14 protein-coding genes and 1 tRNA gene are annotated in these 20782 nt (G+C 68.2%); 13 read left to right on the plus strand and 2 right to left on the minus strand.

Annotated elements, in window-relative coordinates; all coding sequences use genetic code 11:
• Window positions 1-594 precede the first annotated feature (594 nt).
• The 3 genes from ABT078_RS34190 (at window position 595) to ABT078_RS34200 (ending at window position 2117) form a co-directional block, all read left to right on the plus strand.
• On the plus strand, window positions 595-807 hold the full coding sequence (locus ABT078_RS34190) for a hypothetical protein (RefSeq protein ID WP_351234763.1): 213 nt from the start codon (window positions 595-597) through the stop codon (window positions 805-807).
• Window positions 808-1116: 309 nt separating this feature from the next.
• Entirely contained in the window at window positions 1117-1401 is a 285-nt protein-coding gene (locus ABT078_RS34195) for a hypothetical protein (RefSeq protein ID WP_351234765.1), read from the plus strand.
• Between the two features lie 110 nt (window positions 1402-1511).
• Window positions 1512-2117, plus strand: a complete 606-nt coding sequence (locus ABT078_RS34200; RefSeq protein WP_351234767.1) for a GNAT family N-acetyltransferase — start codon at window positions 1512-1514, stop codon at window positions 2115-2117.
• A 575-nt stretch (window positions 2118-2692) separates the two neighbouring features.
• Here ABT078_RS34200 and ABT078_RS34205 read toward each other — a convergent pair.
• Window positions 2693-3226, minus strand: a complete 534-nt coding sequence (locus ABT078_RS34205) for a hypothetical protein (RefSeq protein ID WP_351234769.1) — start codon at window positions 3224-3226, stop codon at window positions 2693-2695.
• A 430-nt stretch (window positions 3227-3656) separates the two neighbouring features.
• Between ABT078_RS34205 and ABT078_RS42955 the strand changes: the two genes are divergently transcribed.
• The 5 genes from ABT078_RS42955 to ABT078_RS34230 all read left to right on the plus strand — a co-directional run bounded on the left by ABT078_RS42955 (window position 3657) and on the right by ABT078_RS34230 (window position 15623).
• Complete coding sequence (locus ABT078_RS42955; protein ID WP_502981447.1) at window positions 3657-3905, plus strand: transposase family protein; 249 nt, start codon at window positions 3657-3659, stop codon at window positions 3903-3905.
• Between the two features lie 230 nt (window positions 3906-4135).
• Entirely contained in the window at window positions 4136-7831 is a 3696-nt protein-coding gene (locus ABT078_RS34215; RefSeq protein WP_351234771.1) for a laminin G domain-containing protein, read from the plus strand.
• A gap of 153 nt (window positions 7832-7984) precedes the next feature.
• Window positions 7985-14569 (plus strand): RHS repeat-associated core domain-containing protein, encoded by a 6585-nt coding sequence (locus ABT078_RS34220; protein ID WP_502981445.1) that lies wholly within the window; start codon window positions 7985-7987, stop codon window positions 14567-14569.
• A 267-nt stretch (window positions 14570-14836) separates the two neighbouring features.
• Window positions 14837-15124 carry a hypothetical protein gene (locus tag ABT078_RS34225; protein ID WP_351234775.1) on the plus strand — a complete coding sequence of 96 codons (288 nt, stop codon included), beginning with the start codon at window positions 14837-14839 and terminating at the stop codon, window positions 15122-15124.
• A gap of 145 nt (window positions 15125-15269) precedes the next feature.
• Window positions 15270-15623, plus strand: a complete 354-nt coding sequence (locus ABT078_RS34230; RefSeq protein ID WP_351234776.1) for a hypothetical protein — start codon at window positions 15270-15272, stop codon at window positions 15621-15623.
• A gap of 272 nt (window positions 15624-15895) precedes the next feature.
• Here ABT078_RS34230 and ABT078_RS34235 read toward each other — a convergent pair whose 3' ends face one another.
• A complete protein-coding gene (locus ABT078_RS34235) occupies window positions 15896-16081 on the minus strand; it encodes a hypothetical protein (protein ID WP_351234778.1) in 186 nt (61 codons plus the stop codon).
• Between the two features lie 119 nt (window positions 16082-16200).
• On the opposite strand from ABT078_RS34235, the gene ABT078_RS34240 reads away from it, so the two are divergent.
• From ABT078_RS34240 to ABT078_RS34260, 5 genes are all read left to right on the plus strand, one after another.
• Window positions 16201-17847: a hypothetical protein gene (locus tag ABT078_RS34240; protein WP_351234780.1), complete on the plus strand. Its 1647-nt coding sequence runs from the start codon at window positions 16201-16203 to the stop codon at window positions 17845-17847.
• 191 nt (window positions 17848-18038) lie between these two features.
• On the plus strand, window positions 18039-18794 hold the full coding sequence (locus tag ABT078_RS34245; protein WP_351234782.1) for a hypothetical protein: 756 nt from the start codon (window positions 18039-18041) through the stop codon (window positions 18792-18794).
• Between the two features lie 248 nt (window positions 18795-19042).
• Window positions 19043-19915 carry a hypothetical protein gene (locus ABT078_RS34250; RefSeq protein WP_351234784.1) on the plus strand — a complete coding sequence of 291 codons (873 nt, stop codon included), beginning with the start codon at window positions 19043-19045 and terminating at the stop codon, window positions 19913-19915.
• 48 nt (window positions 19916-19963) lie between these two features.
• Entirely contained in the window at window positions 19964-20632 is a 669-nt protein-coding gene (locus ABT078_RS34255) for a hypothetical protein (RefSeq protein WP_351234786.1), read from the plus strand.
• 65 nt (window positions 20633-20697) lie between these two features.
• Window positions 20698-20771 (plus strand) — tRNA-Met (locus tag ABT078_RS34260).
• Window positions 20772-20782: the final 11 nt, after the last annotated feature.

A 20782-nucleotide genomic window follows, 5' to 3' on the forward strand; every position in this document is an offset into this window, starting at 1 on the left:
GTACCGGCCCGCCGACACGGTGCTCGTCAGTCCCACCGACTACGCCCCCGGCGACACTCTCTGGGCCCTCGGCAGGCCGCACCGTTTCATGGGCCTGGTCGACTTCCCGGCCGACTCCAAGACCGGCCAGCCACCGTCCCGGCTGGCCGGGGCATTTTCTTGCCCCTGCGCGGTTGGCTGCCGCAGCGCGTGGGTGAGCCCCCGTCCTGGCAACGGCGCGCGACGTGGACAGGGGCTCACTGTCATTGAATCCCGGCTGGCGGGTGGACGCAGCGGCTCTCCGAGGCCTACGTCACCGGCGGCCTCATCTGGGGATACGCCGACGCCACGTGCCGGGAAGTGGTACTGAACCACTCGCTGACCGTCATCCTGGAAAGGCGCGGACCGGGCGGGAAGCGGGAGGAGGTCGGCAAGCAGTCGAACCACCTTTCGCCCGTCAAGAACGCAGTCAAGCAGGTCACCACATCGGTACCCTCCAAGCCGGGGTACTACCGGCCAGGATGCAGGCCACAGTGGAGGCCCTGAACGATCCGAACGGGCCCGACTCCGGCGGAGCCGAGAGCCCCGGTGCCGCCATCAGCAAGGAGCATGCGCATGAACCAGGCAAAAGAACACCCCGAGCCCCTCATCGCCCTCTCCCTCGGCCGCGGATCCGACCGCACCACAACACGCCTGCGCCTGTTCACCTGGTACTGGGAGCATGGCGGCCGCCACCTCCGCAACGCGAAGATCACCGTCCTCGGCTGGTTCGGCTGGCAGTGGGAACCCGACGGACAGCGCGGCATCCGCTGGGTACGCCGCCGATAGAAACCACCCGACACGACAGCGCCCCGGCGATCATCCGTCGGGGCGCTGCAATGCGCAGGGCCCTTGCTTCTCGCGAAACGTCGAGACAGCCGGCATGGGCGCTTCGGTTCCAGGAGCGCTTCCCCCGGGTCCGGCTCCGGCGAGCCGGACTCGGAGTGCGCATCGCCCGCAGACGAACCCCAGCGGGACAACGGCGCGCCTACGGTCGGCGCATCCCCAAGCCGGGACCTGACACCCCCAGATGCGAGCCTCCGCCACACGAGTGACCCTGGTGGAAGTGCCCTGACCCCACACACCAGGGAGAACGCAATGATCAAGATGCTGCATGAAAAGGGCCTGCGCAGCGAGCACGCCTACACCGCGGCCTTCATGTCCATCGGCTTCTCCATCTTCACCTGGGCCGCCTCCCTCAAAGTCGAGCCAGGCGTCGGGCTCGATCGCGCAGACCGGTGGGGCATCTTCGTCGGCGAGTGGGCGCCCACGTTCTTCGGCCTCGGGCTGGCCCTCTCCCACTACGAGCAGCAGGACGGCACCCTTAACGCCAGCGTCCGCGACATCCGTAAGCAGCATGAGCGGCAGCAGGACGTCGTGTAGCCACACCAGGAAGCGCCCGCCCCTGTCTGAGATCCGGGGGCGGGCGGGGCACGTCAAGGCCGTAGGCCGGACCCGTACACACCGGTCAGCGTCGCACCTACACTCGGAAGATGCCTCGGATCAACAGGCCACCCGTCCCGCACACCATCGACGGGGAAGACAGGTCGCTGGGCGGTAGCGCACTGTACGTGGACCTGATCCCCTCGACCTGTTGGGGAAGTGCCGCGCGCACCGTTCATGCCACGCAGTACGAGTGGCAGCGTATCCGCAGGATGGTCTACGAGCGTGCCGGGTTCACCGGTCAGCGGCTGTGGCGGTACATGCGGGCCGACCTGCCCGTCCGCGGCCTGCCCCACCTCGCCCACGTCCGGGTACAGCCGGACCCGGGTGAGAAGGACGCCCGCCGACTGGAGGCACGGCAGGACGACCGCCTCGTCGCGGAAGCCGTTGTCGGTCTGCCCGTTCAGGGCACCGGTGTCCTGTGGTGGATCGGGGTGGAGCCCAGCGCACGGGGGCGCGGCCTTGGCCGGGCCATGCTCGGCTCTGCACTCGACGTCCTCGCCGGGCTCGGCGCCGCGGCGGCGATCCTCTACGTCGACGACGACGCGCCGCCCGGCGACGAACGCGACCGGAGGGCCGCCAACGCGCTCTACGACTCCGCCGGGTTCATCGAGGTCGACCGGCTGAATTCCTACACCCTGTCACGTCCCGCGTAGCGCCGAGCATCTGCGCCGAGTGCGGCCCGCGCCCGCGCGCTCGGCGCCTGATCGTCGTGCAGGCGCCGGGGGATGTGACCGTCCGGCCCGCGGTCGCTGCATGGGTCGCTCGGGGCTGCTTCTTGTGGTGCGCCGGCGGGTGGGGAGCACAAGGTCCCGCGTCGCGCGGTCCGGGGAGTCGTGCTTCCGCGTACGCCGCGGGCCCCTGCCGGTCCTGGGGCCAACAGTCCCAGGTCGCCACCCTGGCGACCCGGGCCCCGGCAGGGGCCCGGCCGGGCCGTCCCTGCTGCTCCCGTCAAGGGGCAGCCCCTGGTCGGCCGAAGGCCGGCCCCGGGCCGTGCCCGCCCCCTGCTGGTCTCGTCGTCGGTACCGCGCCTGGTGCTGCTCCGTGTCCCGGTTGCCTCGGGGGCTCTCGGCTCCTTCGTACTCATGAGGAACCGACGGAATTCGCTGACCTGCTGAAACACGACTCACGCGGTAGGTCCCGCGTCGTAGTGCGGAGATTCCCAGCGAACCTCCGTGCGCGAGCGGTATCGGCCTGGGGGCCCTCTGAGCTCCCCGGATGGGGAAACTCATCAACTCTCGTCGATGGGTACGCGGACGGTGGCACCGGCTCCTTCGGTTCCTTCGCCACCCAGGTGCCAGGTCAGGTCGGCGGCCGGTCCATACGGGGAGGAGAGGGTGCCGATCTGCATGGCGAAGTCCAGGTGCTTCCCTGGGGCAATGGCGTCGGGCGCCCCGGCGCAGTTGAGGTATCCGATTTCTACCAGTTTCGCCATTTGGACGCGGTAACGCGGGCAGGGGTGCAGGGAGATGGAGCGGGCGCCGGCGTTGGCTAGGCGGACAGTGAACTCGTACCGCTTGCCCGGAGTGACGGCCCTAGGGGTGAGGAGGATGACGGTCACAGGCTGGCCCGCCAGCGGGGTCACAGCGGGCGTCGGTCCGATGGGCTTGCCCGCCGCGGTGGTGCTCCAGGGGATGGGCGCGGGGCTTGTGGTGACCGGCGGGCGGGAGGCCTTGCCGGTGCTGCTGTCTGTCGCGATACAGCCGGTCAGGGCAATGGACAGGGCCACGGTGGCGGCGGCCTGGGCGGGGTTCGCTCGTCTCATGCCATAACACTGCCGCGCTGCTGCGGGTCACGTCTACGGAGAGCACGTCGCTGTGCCAAGCAGGCCTTCCAGTACAGCTCGCCGAAGAAGCAACGGTGTGACCCTGACAGTGCCTTGCACATCGTGTCCCCCGCTGGAGCGTACCCGAGGCGCCCTGGGAGGTCCCGCGGTGCCGACTTGGAGAATGGGAGCAGCGCGAGCGCCGCCACTCTGCCCTTGTCGGTGTACCCGCCAATGTGGCCCTGGCCAAATTTCCGTGAATCCGGGGTGCGCCACCGTGCGCCGGTGACGCTCCGTCACAGGTGACGGCATTGTCAGCGAGTGTGATGACCTCGTACGGATTGTGTCTCCGCACCTGGATACGGTGCGAGTGGAACGGGTGTGGGCGGAGGCCGGCACTGTGCATGTGGCCTCCCGTACCCGTGAGTTGATGGTGGCGTGTCCGGAGTGCGGTCGCGGTTCTGCCCGGGTGCACAGTCGCTATTGCCGCACGTTGGCCGATGTCGCTGTCGGGGGCCGCCCGGTGCTGATCGGACTGTCGGTGCGCCGGCAGCGTGGGCTGCAGTCTCCACGCGCCAAGGATGGGTCGGTGACCAGCGCTCCCCGCGACGACATCACGCGACATTCTCCTAATTCAGGCGAATTGCATCATTTCTTTCAGTATGCCTTCTACGGATAGGTGGGTAGGCGTGTTGAGTTCGAGTGAGGCCAGCCGGTCCTGTGTGACCGGGCAGGCTCTCATTAACTGCAAGCGGAATCCCGTCGGTTGACGATTTCCTGAGGTGCCGTCAGAGATACCTGGGCTCTGATCTGCGAGTTCCTAACTTCAGGGAGCCTTGACGTGATCGAAAGCGGAAGCTGATACTCAGTCGGTCTGTGTAGGGATCATGTAAGGCTTGGAGTGGGTTTGTGAGGGGTGAGGTGTGGCGTCGTGCGCGCCGCAGAACGGTCGCGCTGACCGCGGCGGCGGTCATGGCCTCGGTGTTGCAGCCGTTGGCCGGTCAGGCCGCGGCACAGCAATCAGCTGCAGCGCCGATGTCGGCGCAGAGCGCGGCGGCACTTGCCGCCGAGTCGGGTGAGCCTGTTGAGGTCGTCAGTGAGCGCACCGAGTACTCGAAGACGATGGCGAATCCGGATGGCACATATACGCTGACGCAGTCGACGAGTCCGCAGCGCGCCCGGGCCGAGGACGGTTCGTGGCGGAGCATCGATACGACGCTGGAGCGCCGGTCGGACGGGTCGGTCGGACCGAAGTCCACCGTCGTGGACCTTTCCTTCTCCGGTGGCGGCGCGGGCAAGGACCTGATCCGTCTTGCGTCGCCGAAGGGCGCGATCGAGCTGGGCTGGCCGGAGACCCTTCCGAAGCCGACGCTCGAGGGTCCGACGGCCACCTACCCCGAGGTGTACGAGGGGGTCGACCTGCAGCTCACCGCCACTTCGGATGGCTTTCGCGAGGTCCTCGTCGTCAAGTCCGCCGAGGCGGCCGCGAACCCGGCACTGAACAAGATCACCATGTCGGCCAACGGCGACCGCCTGAACATCGTTCCTGGCGCGGGAGGTGGCCTGCGCGCCCTGGACGGCGACGGAAACACGGTCTTCTCCGGCCCGGCGGGCATGATGTGGGACTCCGCCGGCGACGCCGGCACACAGACCCAGATGCTGCCCAGCGTCTCCGACGAGGGAGAAGAGCCGGCCGAGGGCGCTTCGGACCCCGCACAGCCCGACGCGGGTGACGCGACTTCGGTTCTTCCGGTCCAGGTAGCCGACGGCTCGGTGAGCGTGGTCCCCGATCAGGAGCTCCTGCGCGGCGAGGACACCGTCTTTCCGGTCTACATCGACCCCCCGATCGGCACCGGAGCCTCGGAGAAGTCGGTGATCTCCTCCGATGGTGATCGCTGGTGGAACTTCGACGGCGACTACGGAGTCGGCCGCTGCTACCGGGTCGGCCCGTGGTACTGCGACGCGGACCACACCAACCGGATGCTGTTCGAGTTCGCCCCGACCAAGATCTCCGGCATGCATGTGCTGGACGCGACCTTCCGGGCGTACGAGACGTGGTCGTTCTCGTGCAGCCCGCATGAGATCGAGCTGGTGCGGACCGGGAACATGTCGGAGGCCACCCGCTGGCCGGGCCCGTCCGAGCTGGACCACATGGGCGACCAGAACGTCTCAGCCGGCCGCGGCGACAACTGCACTCCCGAGCAGCCGGACAAGTGGATCGAGTTTCACGACAACCCGGCCGAGACGGACGAGAACCTCACCGCCACGGTGAGGAACTTCGCAGACGGCAAGTTCTCCCGGCTCACCCTGATGCTGAAGGCGAAGGACGAGGGCGACCCGGACGCGTGGAAGCGGTTCGACGACAACGCCGACATCCAGGTCATCTACGTGCCCAAGCCGTACCTGCCGAACAACGTCGGCGTCATCCCCGGCTTTACAAAGCAGCAGTACTGCGCGAAGGACGTGGCTTCCGCGACCACGGTCACGCGGACGAATCCCACGATCCAGGGCATGGTGCAGACCCAGCAGCAGCCCCAGGGCAACGAGTTCCGCGGGTCGCTGCGAGCTCTGTTCAACACCGAGTACCTGAAGAGTGATGGCACGTGGGCCGACGCCTTCACCGTCAACGTGCCTGATTCGGGATCGGTCCCGGACGACACCCTGGTGCCGTTCCCCATTGACGGGGTTGCCGAAGGTGCGACGTACCGGTTCAACGTGCTGACTGAGTCGTACTGGACCTGGGGCGGGCAGAACGGGAAGTTGTCCTCCGGCCGCTCGGCCTGGTGCTACTTCACGGTGGACACCACCGCGCCGAAGGCACCGGTCATCACCTCCAATGAGGTCAACGGTGAGCGATACACCGAGTGCACGACGGAATCCTGTGAGGCGAACGGCGGCCCGAACGTGCCGGGCAGTTTCACGTTCAAGCCGAACTCTGCGGACACGAACATCATCGGATACCGATGGCGGCTGCTGACCACCGCGGAGTCCGGAGCGAAGGAAGTCACCGGCAGCACGGCCACGGTCCCGGACATCACGCCGACGTTGGCCGGTACGCAGGTGCTGTCCGTCGAAGCCAAGGAACCCACCGCAACTGGCGGCCGCTTTGGCACACCGGCAGAGTTTGTGTTCAAGGTCGAGCCGGGTTCTCTGGAGACCAGCCGCTGGAGCTTCACCGAGAACACGGGCACAACGGCCAAGGACACCGGGGTTGAAGGCACCACCCGGCATAACGCCACGCTCTACCAGCCGCAGCCGAACACGGTGACATGGTCCCCGCTGGGCCGTCGTGGCGAGGGTGACACCTCGCTCGCGCTGAACACCGCTATCGCCGATCCGGCCAAGCAGGTCGGCTACGCCGCCACGACCACGCCGGCGGTCAACACCAACGGCTCCTTCACCGTGTCGGCCTGGGTGTATCTCACCGACACTTCTGCCAACCGTGCGATCCTGTCCGCGCCGGGCGCCAAGGACTCGGCGTTCACTCTCATGTATTCGCCGACGAAGAAGACCTGGGTCTTCAAACGAGGCTCGAAGGACGCTTTGGATGCGGTCGACCTCGTGACGGTCGCAGATCAGCCGGCGACCGTGGGTGTGTGGACACATGTGGCTGGCGTCTTCGACACGAAGGGCGACGCCGACGCGGCGAACGACACCATTGAGCTGATCATCAACGGGCGGGCTCAGGGCGAGCTCGTGCTCAGCAGCCAGTCCGCCACCTACACCCCGTGGACTTCGGCCAATGGTCTGCAGTTCGGCCGCACGCAGACGAAGGGCAATCCGTTCGCCCAGTACTACCGCGGCATCATTGACGAGGTTGCTGTCTGGCATCGCCCGCTGGATCCGAGCGAGCTGCTGAACGAGTCCGAGGCGATGCAGCCGCTGGACGGCAATCCGGCGGTGCCGTTGATCGCCCACTGGGATGCGGTCGGCTCTACCGGTTCGGCGCTGGCCAACCTCTCGCCGTATCCGGTCGCACCACTGACGCTGTCGGCCTCAGGCTCGCTCGTCGGCGGGGACGCGGGCCTGGTCCTGAACGGCACCACTGAACATGCGTGGGCCACCGGGCCGGTTCTGGATGAGACGGCATCGTTCACCGTCTCCGCCGCGGTGAAACTGGACAAGGCGAAGCTCGATGCCAAGCCTGTGGGCTACCGCGCCCAGATCTTCGGGCAGGCCACGCCGACAGGGGCAGAGTCCTCCTGGGCCCTGTGGGTGGAGAAAGCCGCCGACGGCTGGTATTGGAAGTTCGGGCGCACCGCGACCAATGCATCCGGCCAGATCATCGGCAGCAGCAAGGTGACGTCCCGCGACGTTGCCGGAATGGACGACTGGGTGCAGGTCACCGGCGTGTACAACGCCGCCGAACCTGCAACTGGCGGCTCCGGCAGCACGAGGCTCTACGTCAGCGATGCACCCCAGCCCCCGGACAGTGACGCCGACTTCACCACGCTCATGCAAGGCGGCGGCACGATCGCGGCCGGCCGGGGCTCCGCTGCCGGTACGACCGGTCATTACCTGCCCGGTAGCCTGCAGAGCCTGCGCGTGTGGACCGGTGCCATGAACGACACCCAGATCTACGACAAGGTCATCGCCGCCTCATAACGCGGCCGCGGCCCAGAAACCAGCGTGGGGGCGGACTCCTCATGTCCGCCCCCACCCGGCCGCATCGCCTCTGATTCGGCCGATCACGCATACCCAGAATCAGTGCAACTCGTCTCCTGCCGCCCTCGCGCGCCCAGATTGAAACGGATGTGCATGAAACCGCCTCTCCCCGTTGCCCCCGGACAGGGCCGTAGCCAAAGACGCACTCGCACATTGCCAGTACGGCGTGTAGCGGCCGTCATCGGCTTCAGCCTCATACCCGGCCTCCTGACTCCCGTAGCCTTCGCCGCGACGGTCGACCCACTGGGCAGGCCAGAGCTGAAGGCTCCCGCGTCGCAACAGGTGTCCCGGTTCACGGGCAAGACGGACAAGAAGACCGCCGGGCTGCTGAAGAAGGCCGCCGAGGCTGGTCGTGCCGATGCGGCCCGCGCGAAGACGGACCAGCGCAAGACGGTCTCCTGGCCGACTGCCGGCACGGCGACGCTGACGCTTCCCGCCACGGGCACGGCCAAGGCTGCCCCCGGCACCCTCCCGCTCACACTGACCACGCCGAAGCCCGCCAAGAAGACCAAGCCGGTCAAGGCTGCGGGCAGCGTCAAAGTCAATGTGCTGGACCAGAAGCAGGCGGGCGCTCTGGGCGTGAAGGGCATCGTCCTCACCGTCACCGGCCCTGCCGGCGGTGGTGCGGCCGAGCTCGCCATCGACTACAGCAAGTTTGCCTCCGCCTATGGCGGTGACTGGGCCGGGCGTCTGCAGGTACTTCGCCTGCCGGACTGTGCGTTGAAGGATCCGGCGAGCGCGAAGTGCCGCAAGCGCACGCCCGTCGCGTTCACCAACCACCGCAAGAACAACCGCCTCGACGCGCAGCTCTCCTTCAAGCCGGCCCCCACGGCCACGAGCCGTGCGGCGAACATGACGGCTACGCCGGCAACGGGGCAGACGATGGTGCTCGCGCTGGCCGCGGGAACGAAGTCCGGCTCGGGTGACTACAAGGCCACCCCGCTCGCGTCGTCCTCCACGTGGGAGGCTGGCGGCTCATCGGGCTCCTTCACCTGGTCCTACCCGCTGCGTGTTCCGCCGTCGGCGGCCGGCCCGAAGCCGGACCTGAAGATCTCCTACGACTCGGGCAGCGTGGACGGCCGCACGGCCAACACGAACAACCAGGGCAGCACCGTCGGCGAGGGCTTCGACATCACCTCGTCCTACATCGAGCGCAAGTACGGCTCGTGCGACGACGACGGCCAGACCGACAAGTTCGACCTGTGCTGGAAGTACGAGAACGCCTCCCTCGTCCTGAACGGCAAGGCCACCGAGCTGGTCAAAGACGACACCACGGGCAAGTGGCGCCTGAAGAACGACGACGCCTCCACCGTCATCCACTCCACCGGCGCCGACAACGGCGACGACAACGGCGAGCACTGGACCGTCATCACCGGCGAAGGCACCAAGCACGTCTTCGGCCTCAACAAGCTCACCGGCGCACCCGCGGGCGAGCGCACCCAGTCGGTGTGGACCGTTCCGGTCTTCGGCGACGACGCCGGTGAGCCCGGCTACGCAGACGGCACCAGCTTCTCCAGCCGCGACAAGCAGCAGGGCTGGCGCTGGAACCTCGACTACGTCGAGGACACCCACGGCAACGCCATGTCCTACTGGTACACCGCCGAGGAGAACAACTACGACAAGCTCGGCGACGACACCACAGGCACCCCCTACACCCGCGGCGGATACCTGAACGAGATCCGCTACGGCCAGCGTGCCGACGCCCTGTTCAGCGGCAGCCCCGCAGCCTCGAACAAGGTCGTCTTCGACTACAAGGAACGCTGCATCCAGTCCGGCACCGGCTGCAGCAACCTCGACCCGGACACCCGCGACAACTGGCCCGACGTCCCCCTGGACGCCATCTGCCAGGCAGGCGCCAAGTGCACCGGCAACGTCGGCCCCACCTTCTTCACCCGCAAGCGAATGACCGCCGTCACCACCTACGCATGGGACGCCGCGGCGACAACTCCCGCCTTCGCTGAGGTGGACAAGTGGGCGCTCACCCAGGCCTACCTGGACCCGGGCGACACCGGTGACTCCTCCGACCAGTCCCTGTGGCTGGACGAGATCCGCCACACCGGCATGCGCGGCACACCCATCACCCTGGACCCGGTCAAGTTCGACCACGAGTTCCGGGCCAACCGCGTCGACGGCGCCCAGGACAACATCCTGCCGCTGCACAAGCCCCGCCTGTACACGATCACGTCGGAAACCGGCGCAGCAACCATCGTCAACTACCTGCAGGCCGACTGCCTCGCCAGCCAGGCCAAGCCCAAGCTCGACGAGAACACCCGCCGCTGCTACCCCGTCTACTGGTCGCCCAACGGGGAGAAGGACCCGATCCTCGACTGGTTCCACAAGTACCCCGTCGAGCAGGTCTCCACGACCGACCCCAAGGGCGGCGGCCTGACCGTCTACCACACCTACACCTACTCCGGCGGCGGCGCCTGGCACTACAACGAGGACCCGCTAGTCAAGGAGAAGGAACGCACCTGGTCCATCTGGCGCGGCTACGAGAAGGTCACCCACCTCACGGGCATGGCCGGCCGCACCCAGTCCAAGACCGTCACCGTCTACATGCGCGGCATGGACGGCGACCGCGTCCTCGGCACCGACGGAAAGACCCCCGACCCGACTGCACGTAAGACAGCCACCGTCGGCGGAATCAAGGCCCCGGCGATCACCGACTCGGACCAATACGCCGGCTTCACCCGCGAAACCGTCACCTACAACGGCGCCACCGGCCCCGAGGTCGGCGGCCAGGTCAACGACCCCTGGTCCCAGGTGACCGCGACCCAGCACAAGTCGTACGCCGACACCGAGGCGTACTACGTCCGCACCGGTGCCACCCATGCACGTACCAACATCACCACAAGCCTCCCGGCACGTGACCGCATCCGCTCCACGGTGACGACCTACGACGCCTACGGCATGGCCACAACCGTCGAGGACAAGGGCGACGACGGCACAACCGGCGACGAGAAGTGCACCCGCACCTGGTATGCCCGCAACGACGCCGCAGGCATCAACAGTCTGGTCTCTCGCACCCGTGTCACCGGTAAGCCCTGTGCCATCACGGGTGATGCCCTCGACCTGCCGGTTGATTCCACTGTCCCGGGTGACGTGATCTCGGATACGGGCACCGCGTACGACAGCACCACCTGGTCGGCCACGCAGACGCCGACCAAGGGTGAGCCGCAGTGGACCGGCCGTGCCAAGGGCTACACCACCGCGAACAACCCGGTGTGGCAGAAGCTCGCCACGACCACCTACGACGCCCTGGGCCGCCCGCTCACGGTCAAGGACACCAACGACACCACCAAAGCCACGACGACCTACACCCCAGCAGGCGTCGGTCCGGTAACCAGCAGCACGGTCGCCAACGCCCAGGGGCACACCACCACCACACTCGTGGACTTCGCCACCGGCGCAGCCGTTAAGGTCACCGACCCCAACGGCAAGATCACCGAGAGTGAATTTGACGCCCTGGGTCGGGTCACCAAGACCTGGCTGGCCGACCGCTCCAAGCTGGGCGGCAAGACCCCCAACTACGTCTACGACTACCGCGTCACCGCCTCGGACTTGCCATGGGTGTCCACGGCCACGCTCAAGGGCGACGGCAGCGGATACAACACCACCTACGAGATCTACGACAGCCTCCTGCGCCCGCGCCAGACCCAGACACCGTCACCGGCGGGCGGCCGACTGGTCGCACTGACCTGGTACGACGAGCGCGGCCTCGCGGCCTCCGCCCATGCCGACATCTGGGACGCCAACAACGCCCCCTCCGGCACCATGGTGGAGGTCGACGGTGGCCAGGCACCGATGCAGGTCGACACCACCTACGACGGCGCCGGACGCGCCATCCAGGCAGTGACGAAGGTCAAGGGCGTCCCCCGCTGGACGATCGACACCGCCTACACCGGCGACACCGTCACCACCACCGCCCCGGCCGGCGGCCAGGCCACCGCCGTGGTCACCAACGCCCTCGGCCAGACGACCCAGCGCCGCGAGTACGGCGGCACCCAGCCCATCGGCAGCGACTACACCACCACGAACTACACCCACTTCCTGACCGGCCAGCAGGACACGATCACCGGCCCGGACCAGGCCAAGTGGAACTACCAGTACGACCTGTTCGGCCGTCAGACCAGTGCGAGTGACCCGGACAAGGGCACATCGACCACCACCTATGACGCGCTCGACCAAGCCGTCACGACCACGGATTCCCGCGGCAAGACCCTCACCAACGAGTACGACACCCTCGGCCGCAAGACCGGCCTGTGGGACACCAGCACCGCGGCCAAGTCGGACGCGAACAAGCTTGCCGCGTGGACGTTCGACACGCTCGCCAAGGGCCAGCAGGACACCGCGGTCCGCTACGAGAACGGCATCGGCCAGGCCACCAGCAAGGCCTACACCCAGAAGGTCACCAGCTACGACGCGCTCTACCAGCCGACCGGCGCTTCGCTCACCCTGCCCGCCAACGACCCCCTCGTTGCCGCAGGCGTCCCCCAGACCCTGACGACGGCCACGACCTACAACCTGGACGGCACCGTCTGGACGGCCCGCAGTCCTGGTGTCGCCGGCCTGGCCACCGAGACCGTCTCGTACACGTACGGCTCGCTGGGCCAGCTGACCTCGTCCAGGGGCACCACCGGCTACGTCCAGGCCGCCACGTATTCGCCGCAGGGCGACCTGCGCCAGGTCAACCTCGGCGTGAGCGCCGTGGCGAACAAGGCCTACCTCAACTACGACTACGAGGACGGCACCCGGCGCCTCACCCGTTCCTACGTGACCGACGACGTCCACGGCTACATGCCGCAAGAGCTCAAGTTCACCCAGGACGGCGCGGGCAACGTCACATCGATCTTCGACGCCACCACGCAGGGCGGCACAGCGAAGGCCGACTACCAGTGCTTCACCTACGACGGCCACCGTCGCCTGACCGAGGCCTGGACCCCGAAGACCGCCGACTGCGCCGCATCCGGGCGCACGATGGCCAACATCGACGGCGCGGCCCCGTACTGGACCAGCTACACCTACAACGCATCTGGTCAGCGCGCCAAGGAGACCGAGCACACCAGCTCGGGCGACAAGACCACCACCTACAACTACGGCACCGCGACGAACCAGCCGCACCCGCTGGCCAACACCACCGGCGCCAAGGCCGCCACCTACACCTACGACAAGTCAGGCAACACCACCAGCCGCCCCGGCACCCAGGCCCAGCAGACCCTGGGCTGGAACGCCGAAGGCGAACTCGTCAGTGCGACGGAACCGGCTGCAGGCGGTAAACCCGCGACCGGCACCAGCTACCTGTACGACGCCTCAGGCGAGCTCCTCATCCGCCGCCCCACCACCACGGACGGCGACACCGTCCTCTACCTGGGCGGCACCGAGGTCCGCCTCAACGTCAAGGGCGCCACGAAGGCTCTTTCCGGCACGCGGTACTACACCGCTGCCGGCCAGACGATCGCCGTCCGCACCGCCACCCTGGGCGTCACGGGCACCAAGCTCAACTGGCTCGCCGCCGACCACCACGGCACCTCCAGCCTCGTCCTGGACGCCACCACCCTCGCCGCAACCAAGCGCTACACCACCCCCTTCGGCGCCCCCCGCGGCACCGCCCCGACGATGTGGCCGGACGACAAGGGCTTCCTCGGAAAGCCCGCCGACGGCACGACCGGTCTCACCCACATCGGCGCCCGCGAATACGACCCCGGCGTCGGCCAATTCATCAGCGTCGACCCAGTCCTGGTCCTCGACCAGCACCAGTCCCTCAACGGCTACGCCTACGCCAACAACACCCCCGTCACCGCAAGCGACCCCACCGGCCTGTGCATCGACCCTGGCAACGGACACTGCCAGCCGGATGACGGCGGCCAGAACGGCGGCAAGGTCGACCCGGCGTTCCCCATCAACACCAGCGACGGTGACGGGGACGTAAACAACGACGTAGATGGCACCCTCACCAGCGGCACTGGAAACGGCCTGGGGGGCTGGGTGCCAGGTGCCACGTTCAATCCCATCATCGGCGCTTGGGACACTCCCTACATCAACTTCGGCAACATGGGAGGACCCCTGTATCAAGCGTCGTACTACGGGATCATTTCCGGGAGTCAGCGAAATGCGTGGGAGACATCGCTCGCGCTCTTCTTGGGATGGGTTTGGGGAGGTGGATATCCGCTGGGGCCGACACAGGAGTTTCGCGGCGGTGATGCATTCACGGCAAGCCTCGCCATGGACCCCACATTCAGCAACATGCGGGCCGAGCTGGTCGCCCAAGCTGTTTACAAGGGAATGGACGCAAAGGGCGCCCAGGGGCCTGTGAACTTCGCCTACAGGGACCGAGGGCCGGAGCCGGGTAGCCCCTGGTATCGCCTTAACACGCCCCGCGGCGTTGCCAATGACGTCATGGGAACCCTCACAAATGGGGCGGTTGGCACGAAGAATCAGGCGGACGCCTTCCTCGGTAGCTACACAGCCACCGGCCAGATCACTTCCGTCAACAGGAAAAAGGGAACAGTGAATCTCAAATTCACCGCGACCAACCTTTCCGACTGGAATTCGGCTACGCATACCATCCCCAGGAATTGGAATCCAGTCTTCAAGGACACGTTTGGGGCGGCAGTCAGACAGAACTTCGCCTGGGAAGAGCGCTGGCCGCTAAATTCGTGTTTGTGCTGGGTCCAGTAGTATACCGAGGGTAGATCCGGCTGTGACTGCGCGAATCGCGCGGTCACGGCCGGATCAGTGCTACGGGAGGAAGAATTGATCGCTCGCTTTAGCTCGCGCAAAGTGACATGCATCCTAATGCTTGGCGCGGTGATATTCTCAACCGCCTCATGCGCCGAACAGGAGGCAGTGACATCCGTACAGGAGTCCGATGTTGTCGGCTCCTGGAAAACATCGAACGGCGGACAGGTAACCCTCCGAGAGGACAGGACCTTCGACGCTTCTAGTGTGAACTGGAATGTCACTCTCGGCGACGAAGCTTGTCCGACCGGGAAGGCCGTGGGGACATGGGGTTTCTGGGTGCAAGAAGATGAATCCAGTGGGACTTTCGTGGTCTCTTCAGAGGCGAATTCTGGTGACACGATCGGGCTGGCTTTTGCAGGTGTACCCCAAGGCGGATGTGGCATCAGCTTGAGTGTGGTCGACGGCGGTGATGCGCTATGCGCCACGGACGATCCGGATGCCGTCTGTGGGCTCGACGTACGCTTTATTCGGGCAGAGGCCGTAGGTCGCTGATGATGCCGGGACGCATGGTCGCTTACACTCCCAGATCGGCATCGAGATGCCCTGAGCCTGGATCCACCGCGCGATAGTCGGTCTGTGGACCCGCTCCTCGCGCTCAAGCGCCCCATTACGGGTGGACCGCCATGAGGAGAGCACAATGAAGGAGTGGACGGATGACGAGTATCTCCTTTACGTGAACGCCAGAGAGGGCTCAACTCTTTGGGATATCGTGGCGGACCGCACACAGAGCGAGGACGAGAAGCTCTGGGAGGAATACATCCCGGTCTTCGCCCAGCTCATCGTGCGCTGGCAGCGCCTGGGATTCCTCAAGGTCCGTCGAGGTCCGGAGTGGCCAGCGTCCGTCGTCGGTGATGAGGTGCCAACGGACCAGGTACCCGCCCTCGTGGAAGACCCGACCAGCTGGCGCTACGAGGAGGAGCCAACCGTCTTCATTGCGGTGACGGTTGGGGATCGGGACATCACTGAGCTGGAGGAGGGCATGGAGGAGTAGTCAGCGTCGAGCACGTGTAGGGGCGATCGTAAGGGCCATGGGCCCGCGATCGCCCCTACTGCTATCGGGATGAGGCGCGCGCGTTGTCCTCCCTCGCGCAGGGGATTCGGCCAACCGACGGAATTCGCTGACCTGCTGAAATGCGACCCCCGGGGCGTGGGCATCCCGTGAAAGAGTGTGGAGACGCCCGCACCTGGCTGGACGCCCAGTGCGCCCCGCTCCGAGGGCCTCGCACCATCTGCTTCGCGTCCATGGTGAGGACTGCCCCCAGCTCACTTCGTCGACTCGTCAGACTCAGAAAGCGGGACGTGCAGCAGGACATGGGCGGCGTCGACGAGCTCCTTCGGCTCCGCATAGAGCGGTATGGCCAGGGCACGGACCATGCCGGGTGCACGTCGGCCTGAGGCATCCAGGTAGGCGTAGCGCCATCCGGAGTCGTCGGCCCAATGCCATGACATCCCGACCGTGCCCGGAATTCGGCCGGGGATCCAGTCCAGCCGGGCGCACATCCGCAACTCGCCGCGGCTCGTGGCCTGCTGGCCGGGGTGGGCCGCCGCGTATGCCCAACACTTCGAGGGTGGGAGGCCGGCCTCGCCGAGGGCGCGGTCAACAGCCTCGATGTACGTGCTGTGCGGGAGCCACCGCTCGCCTGGGGTCTGCATGGCAGTCTCTCCGTCTTGCCGACCGCGCCACCAGGGACGTCTCTCCCGCCGAACTGCGCCGCGCCGCCGAGGCCGAACTCGTCGCACCAGGCGAGTGGGCACCGGTCCACGAAGAGCAGCGGCGGCACCTGGAGACCGCGTGGCTGACCGCGCGCCTCGGCAGCGTCCCGCGCTACTACCTGCACCCTCTGGACGGCACCGATCCGTCGGCCGAAAGCCAGGGACTCAGCGCCGCGCTGGAGGCCGCGCTACGCCTGGAACACCCCCACATCCTGGACCGCATCACGGACATCGGCGACCGCTGGGCGCCCGCCGACGCCGACGACGCGGCGACCGACGCGGAGCGCTGGACAACGGCCGCCGCCCGCGCGCTGGATCTCGCGGACAACCCCCACACCGTGCCGGAAGCCAGCGACGAGGACCTGGCCGCCTCCTGGAAGCTGCTGCACGCCGTATCGCTGCACACGGCCGACCGCCCCGGCCTCGACGAGCAGGCCGCGCCGCTTCTGGCGGAGCTGGCCGCCCGCAGCGTCGAGGCACAGCGGCTGCGCGCGGTCCTGGAACCCCCGCAGGCCGAAGCCTTGCTGGCGGCGGAAACCGTCGGCCCCTTCGACGGCCCGACCGGCCTCGATCCGGTCCGCGCCGAGCAGACCGAGTCCGCACGGGCCGCGGCCGAGGCCTACACCCGGGCCCGGCTCCTGCAGGGCACCGGCCTCGCCCCGCACCCGGCCCAGGTACGCGAACGGGCCCTGCGCGAGGCACAGGTCAGCACCTTCACCGACGTCGCCACCACCGGCACGCCCGGTGCGCCCTCTCGCGACGGCGGGCGTGACGGGTTCGCGGACGCCTGGATGGTCGGCCATCCCACCACGAGGGCCGCACTGTCGAGGGAACGGCAGCTGGCCGAGCAGGCCGCCGAGCGGGCCACGGGCCCAACACCCCCGCCGCGGGCGGCAGCCGAAGCCGTCTACTGGCAGCTGCGCGCCGACCGGACGGCCGCCACCCACAGCGTCCTCAGCCACCTCACCACCGTCCCCCCAGGCGATTCCAACCCCTACAGCGCCATGGTGCGCGGGATCAACGCCAACGCCGTCACGACGATGCTGCCCACGGTCTTCGGCAGCGAGCAGCGCGCCATGCAGGTCCTTGCCGCCACCGCGGCCTACCTCGACAACCTCCACACCCAGACCAGGGCCCTGCTCCTCACCTTCCAGACGGAAGGTCCCTACAGCGACTTCCCCGATCCCTCGGCCGCAGCCGCAGCCGACGTACAGGCCTGGGAAGCCACCACAGCCATGCGGGCACGCAGGCAGCTCGCGCTGGCCATGCACGAGGCCACCGCCGCCCTCGCCCGCCTCTTCCCGCACCTGCCGCCGCCCGGCGCCGACGGCATCGACCCAGCGCGCATCCGGCAGGCAGCAGCAGACCTGACCGCCGGCGCCGCCACCCGCCGCGAGCAGACGCCCCCAGCGGCCCGGCCGCCCACCGCACATGACCCCACGCAGCAGGCCGCCCACACCGCCTCCCGCCAAGCCCAGGTCGGCGGCCCCACGCCTGCGTGAACCCGCGGGCGGGCCCGCGCGCGAGGAGCGGCCGTTTCCCCTCCCGCGGGACAGCCCTCCAGGTCGGCGTGCACGGGCCTGGAACACCGCCCGCGTACACCCGCGCCACGGCCCGGTGCCGCAGCAGGCTGGCCCCTCACTGCGGCCCGCGGCGCTGCGCTATGGGACATCAGGAAAAGGGGAGCGTGCGAGTGTCCGACACCGACCGGCTATACGCCCTGACCAGCATCTACACCCACCCCTGGCTGGATGATGTGGATGGGCCCAGCCTGCTGATCGGCGATGCGGTGCTGGCGATGCGCTGGTATCTCACCCACGAGAGCGAATCGGCGCTCGCGGTCACCGGCCACGTCAGCGACGACAGCGGCGCCACCTGGCGGCCGCTCACCCCCGGCGAGCTCCTTGCCGATGCCGAACGCTTCCTCACCACCACCGAGCCGGGCACGGCCAAGGTGCTGGCCTGGACGCTGGCGGCCGAGGCCGCCGACTGGCTGGACCACCGCATCCGCTACGTCGAGCCCGACGACCCTGCCCAGTGGCGGCCCGATACCCCGGAGCTGGACTCATGGCGGCGCGGCGGCCAGGTCTGGGCCATGGCACTGGGCACCGTGCCCGACGACACCATCCTGGCCCCGCTTGCCGCCCACTACACGGCGCCGCAGCCCGAAGGCCCGCAGCTGCTGAAAGCTGCCGCCCGCGACACCCTCAACCACCTTGCCACCGCCGAGGACCCGTCCGGCCACAGCATCGGCGACCTGCTGGGAAACATGGGCCAGCTGCACCGGCTCACATTCAGCTTCGGGATGGGGCAGGTCAACGGGCCGGTCAGGGCCGCACATCAGCGGCTCATGGATCACCTGACCGCCACCCACCCGACACGGCACCGGTCATCGCCGCACACCCCGACCCGCAGCATCCAGCCCACCAGGCCGCCCGCGGCTATCTGAACAGGCTGGCCTACATCGAACCCGCCGACGAGGAACGCCTGCGCGCTGATGCCCGCGCCGCCTTCGAGGACGCCCTGCTCGCCGCCACCCTTGCCCCAGAGCCCGCTGAGGAGCGGCAGGCGCATCAGCAGCCGGCGGCGATCCCCGGCTACCCGAGAGTCCTGCCGGACGATCTGCAGGCCGCCGCCGCATGGCGCCTGATCTCTCCGGCAGCCCGCCGAGACGCCGAGCACGCGATGGACCGGCTGGTGCGAGCGAACACGCACCTGTTGCAGGTCATAGCCAGCACCGACGACAGGATCGACGGCTTGCCCCGCACCCTGGCCGAGAAGACAGCCTCCCAAGCACGCCTCGACTCCCAGCGGGAACTGGACCAGCTCACCGCCCGCCACGCCATGCTGATGCACGGCTCCGTCCTGGCCGATGCCGAAGAAGCCGGCCAGACCGCGGCGCGCGAGGCCGTCGTCGCCGCCGCACAGGCCACCGAACCACCCCCGGGGCAGCGCCGGACCGTGGCCTACGACCTCCAGATCCAGGACGCGTTCATGGCACACGTGAACGCAGCCGAAGACGGCATCGCCCACACCCTCCACGAGCAGCGGCAGTTGGCCCGCGACGCCCTGCACCGGCTCTTCCCTCAGACCTCGGGCAGCAGCGGCCTGAACAGGCTGCGCACCGAGCTGGTCGAGCACTCCGGTCTCGGGACCGACGCCTACAACGGCGCCTACCACGCGAGCGGCGAGGCCCGACGGAAACTCTGGAACCTTCAGAGCCGCCTGGACAGCGGATACATGGAGTTCGGGCGCCCGCCGGTGACCGGCGAGCAGGTCAAGCAGGTCCGCCTCCACCTGAAGGCAATGGAGGAGCGCTTCGACGCCCTGCGCGTCAGCCGCCCCACCACGCTGCGCGCCGTGCAGGCCCTCGACAGCGTCAAAGCCCTGCACCCCTCCGCAGGCGGCGGGATCGCCGCGCGTGCCGCGCAGATCGCGGACCAGTCACGCGAGCGCACCCGCCAGCCCGCGGCCACCCCTGCGCGGAACGAACCCACCACACACGCACAGCACCAACAGCACCAGCACCAGCAGGCCCCGCACACCGGTCAGACCACCCGCCTGCCCTGACCGGTGTACACCACCCCTTGGCCGACGTGATGACCCCTGGAGCCCCCGGTGACCCACCCTGCCGCCCTGGAGAAGCTGCTCTCCGTACGGTCCTGGACGCCGCGCCGGGCCCAGCGCCACGGTTCGAACTGCGGCATCTCGACGACGTGGTCCGCGCCTACGCCACCGAGAAGGGGCACCCCCGCACGCTGTGGGACCGGTCCTTCGCCGACTGGGCCGGACACCCAGGTGCTGGTGCCCCTGCTGCAGGACCTGCTGAGCGGGCTCCGCCACCGGCTGGACCAGGTGCACGGACAGGACACCGGGGCGACCGAGCTCCTGAACGGCCCGGCCCCGGGCCTGCCGCACGCCCGGTTTCCCCAGACGGTCCTCGATCCAGCGGAACTGATGCAGGACGTCGACGGCCAGTACCAGCAGGAGAAGACGCTCTGGGATGCCCAGCCTGCGGACGGCCCGCTGTTCGCCGTGGGCCGCGCGGACAACACCCACGCAAGGCGCGACCTCATGCGCCTGGACCTGCACACCGACAGCAGGCCCGCACGGGCGTTGACCGTGCCCGACCTGGCGGCCCTGGCCGCTGGCAGCGGCATGCCGCCCGATACGGTGCGCGCCTGGCAGGCGGTCTGGCTGCGCCACCGGCTCACCGAGGACGCCCCCGCACTCTCCCGGCACAACCTGCCGCGCGAACACCGGCACGCCCCGCACCCGGCTGCCTGATCCTGCGCCCGGCGACCACTGAAAAGCACTCGTCTCGCGCCGATTCGGCGCCGTACAGTGAAGGCCGCCGGGTGGAGCAGGTCGGTAGCTCGCTGGGCTCATAACCCAGAGGTCGCGGGTTCAAATCCCGCCTCGGCTACGAAGGATCGG

The organism is Streptomyces sp. NPDC002133 (assembly GCF_040296405.1).
GTDB lineage: Bacteria > Actinomycetota > Actinomycetes > Streptomycetales > Streptomycetaceae > Streptomyces.

Excerpts from the sequence above, each read along its gene's own strand:
- ABT078_RS34205 (WP_351234769.1), bottom strand. The coding sequence starts at position 3,226 with ATGAGACGAGCGAACCCCGCCCAGGCCGCCGCCACCGTGGCCCTGTCC.
- ABT078_RS34230 (WP_351234776.1), top strand. The coding sequence starts at position 15,270 with ATGAAGGAGTGGACGGATGACGAGTATCTCCTTTACGTGAACGCCAGA.
- ABT078_RS34195 (WP_351234765.1), top strand. The coding sequence starts at position 1,117 with ATGATCAAGATGCTGCATGAAAAGGGCCTGCGCAGCGAGCACGCCTAC.
- ABT078_RS34190 (WP_351234763.1), top strand. The coding sequence starts at position 595 with ATGAACCAGGCAAAAGAACACCCCGAGCCCCTCATCGCCCTCTCCCTC.
- ABT078_RS34235 (WP_351234778.1), bottom strand. The coding sequence starts at position 16,081 with ATGTCATGGCATTGGGCCGACGACTCCGGATGGCGCTACGCCTACCTG.
- ABT078_RS42955 (WP_502981447.1), top strand. The coding sequence starts at position 3,657 with ATGGTGGCGTGTCCGGAGTGCGGTCGCGGTTCTGCCCGGGTGCACAGT.
- ABT078_RS34200 (WP_351234767.1), top strand. The coding sequence starts at position 1,512 with ATGCCTCGGATCAACAGGCCACCCGTCCCGCACACCATCGACGGGGAA.
- ABT078_RS34220 (WP_502981445.1), top strand. The coding sequence starts at position 7,985 with ATGAAACCGCCTCTCCCCGTTGCCCCCGGACAGGGCCGTAGCCAAAGA.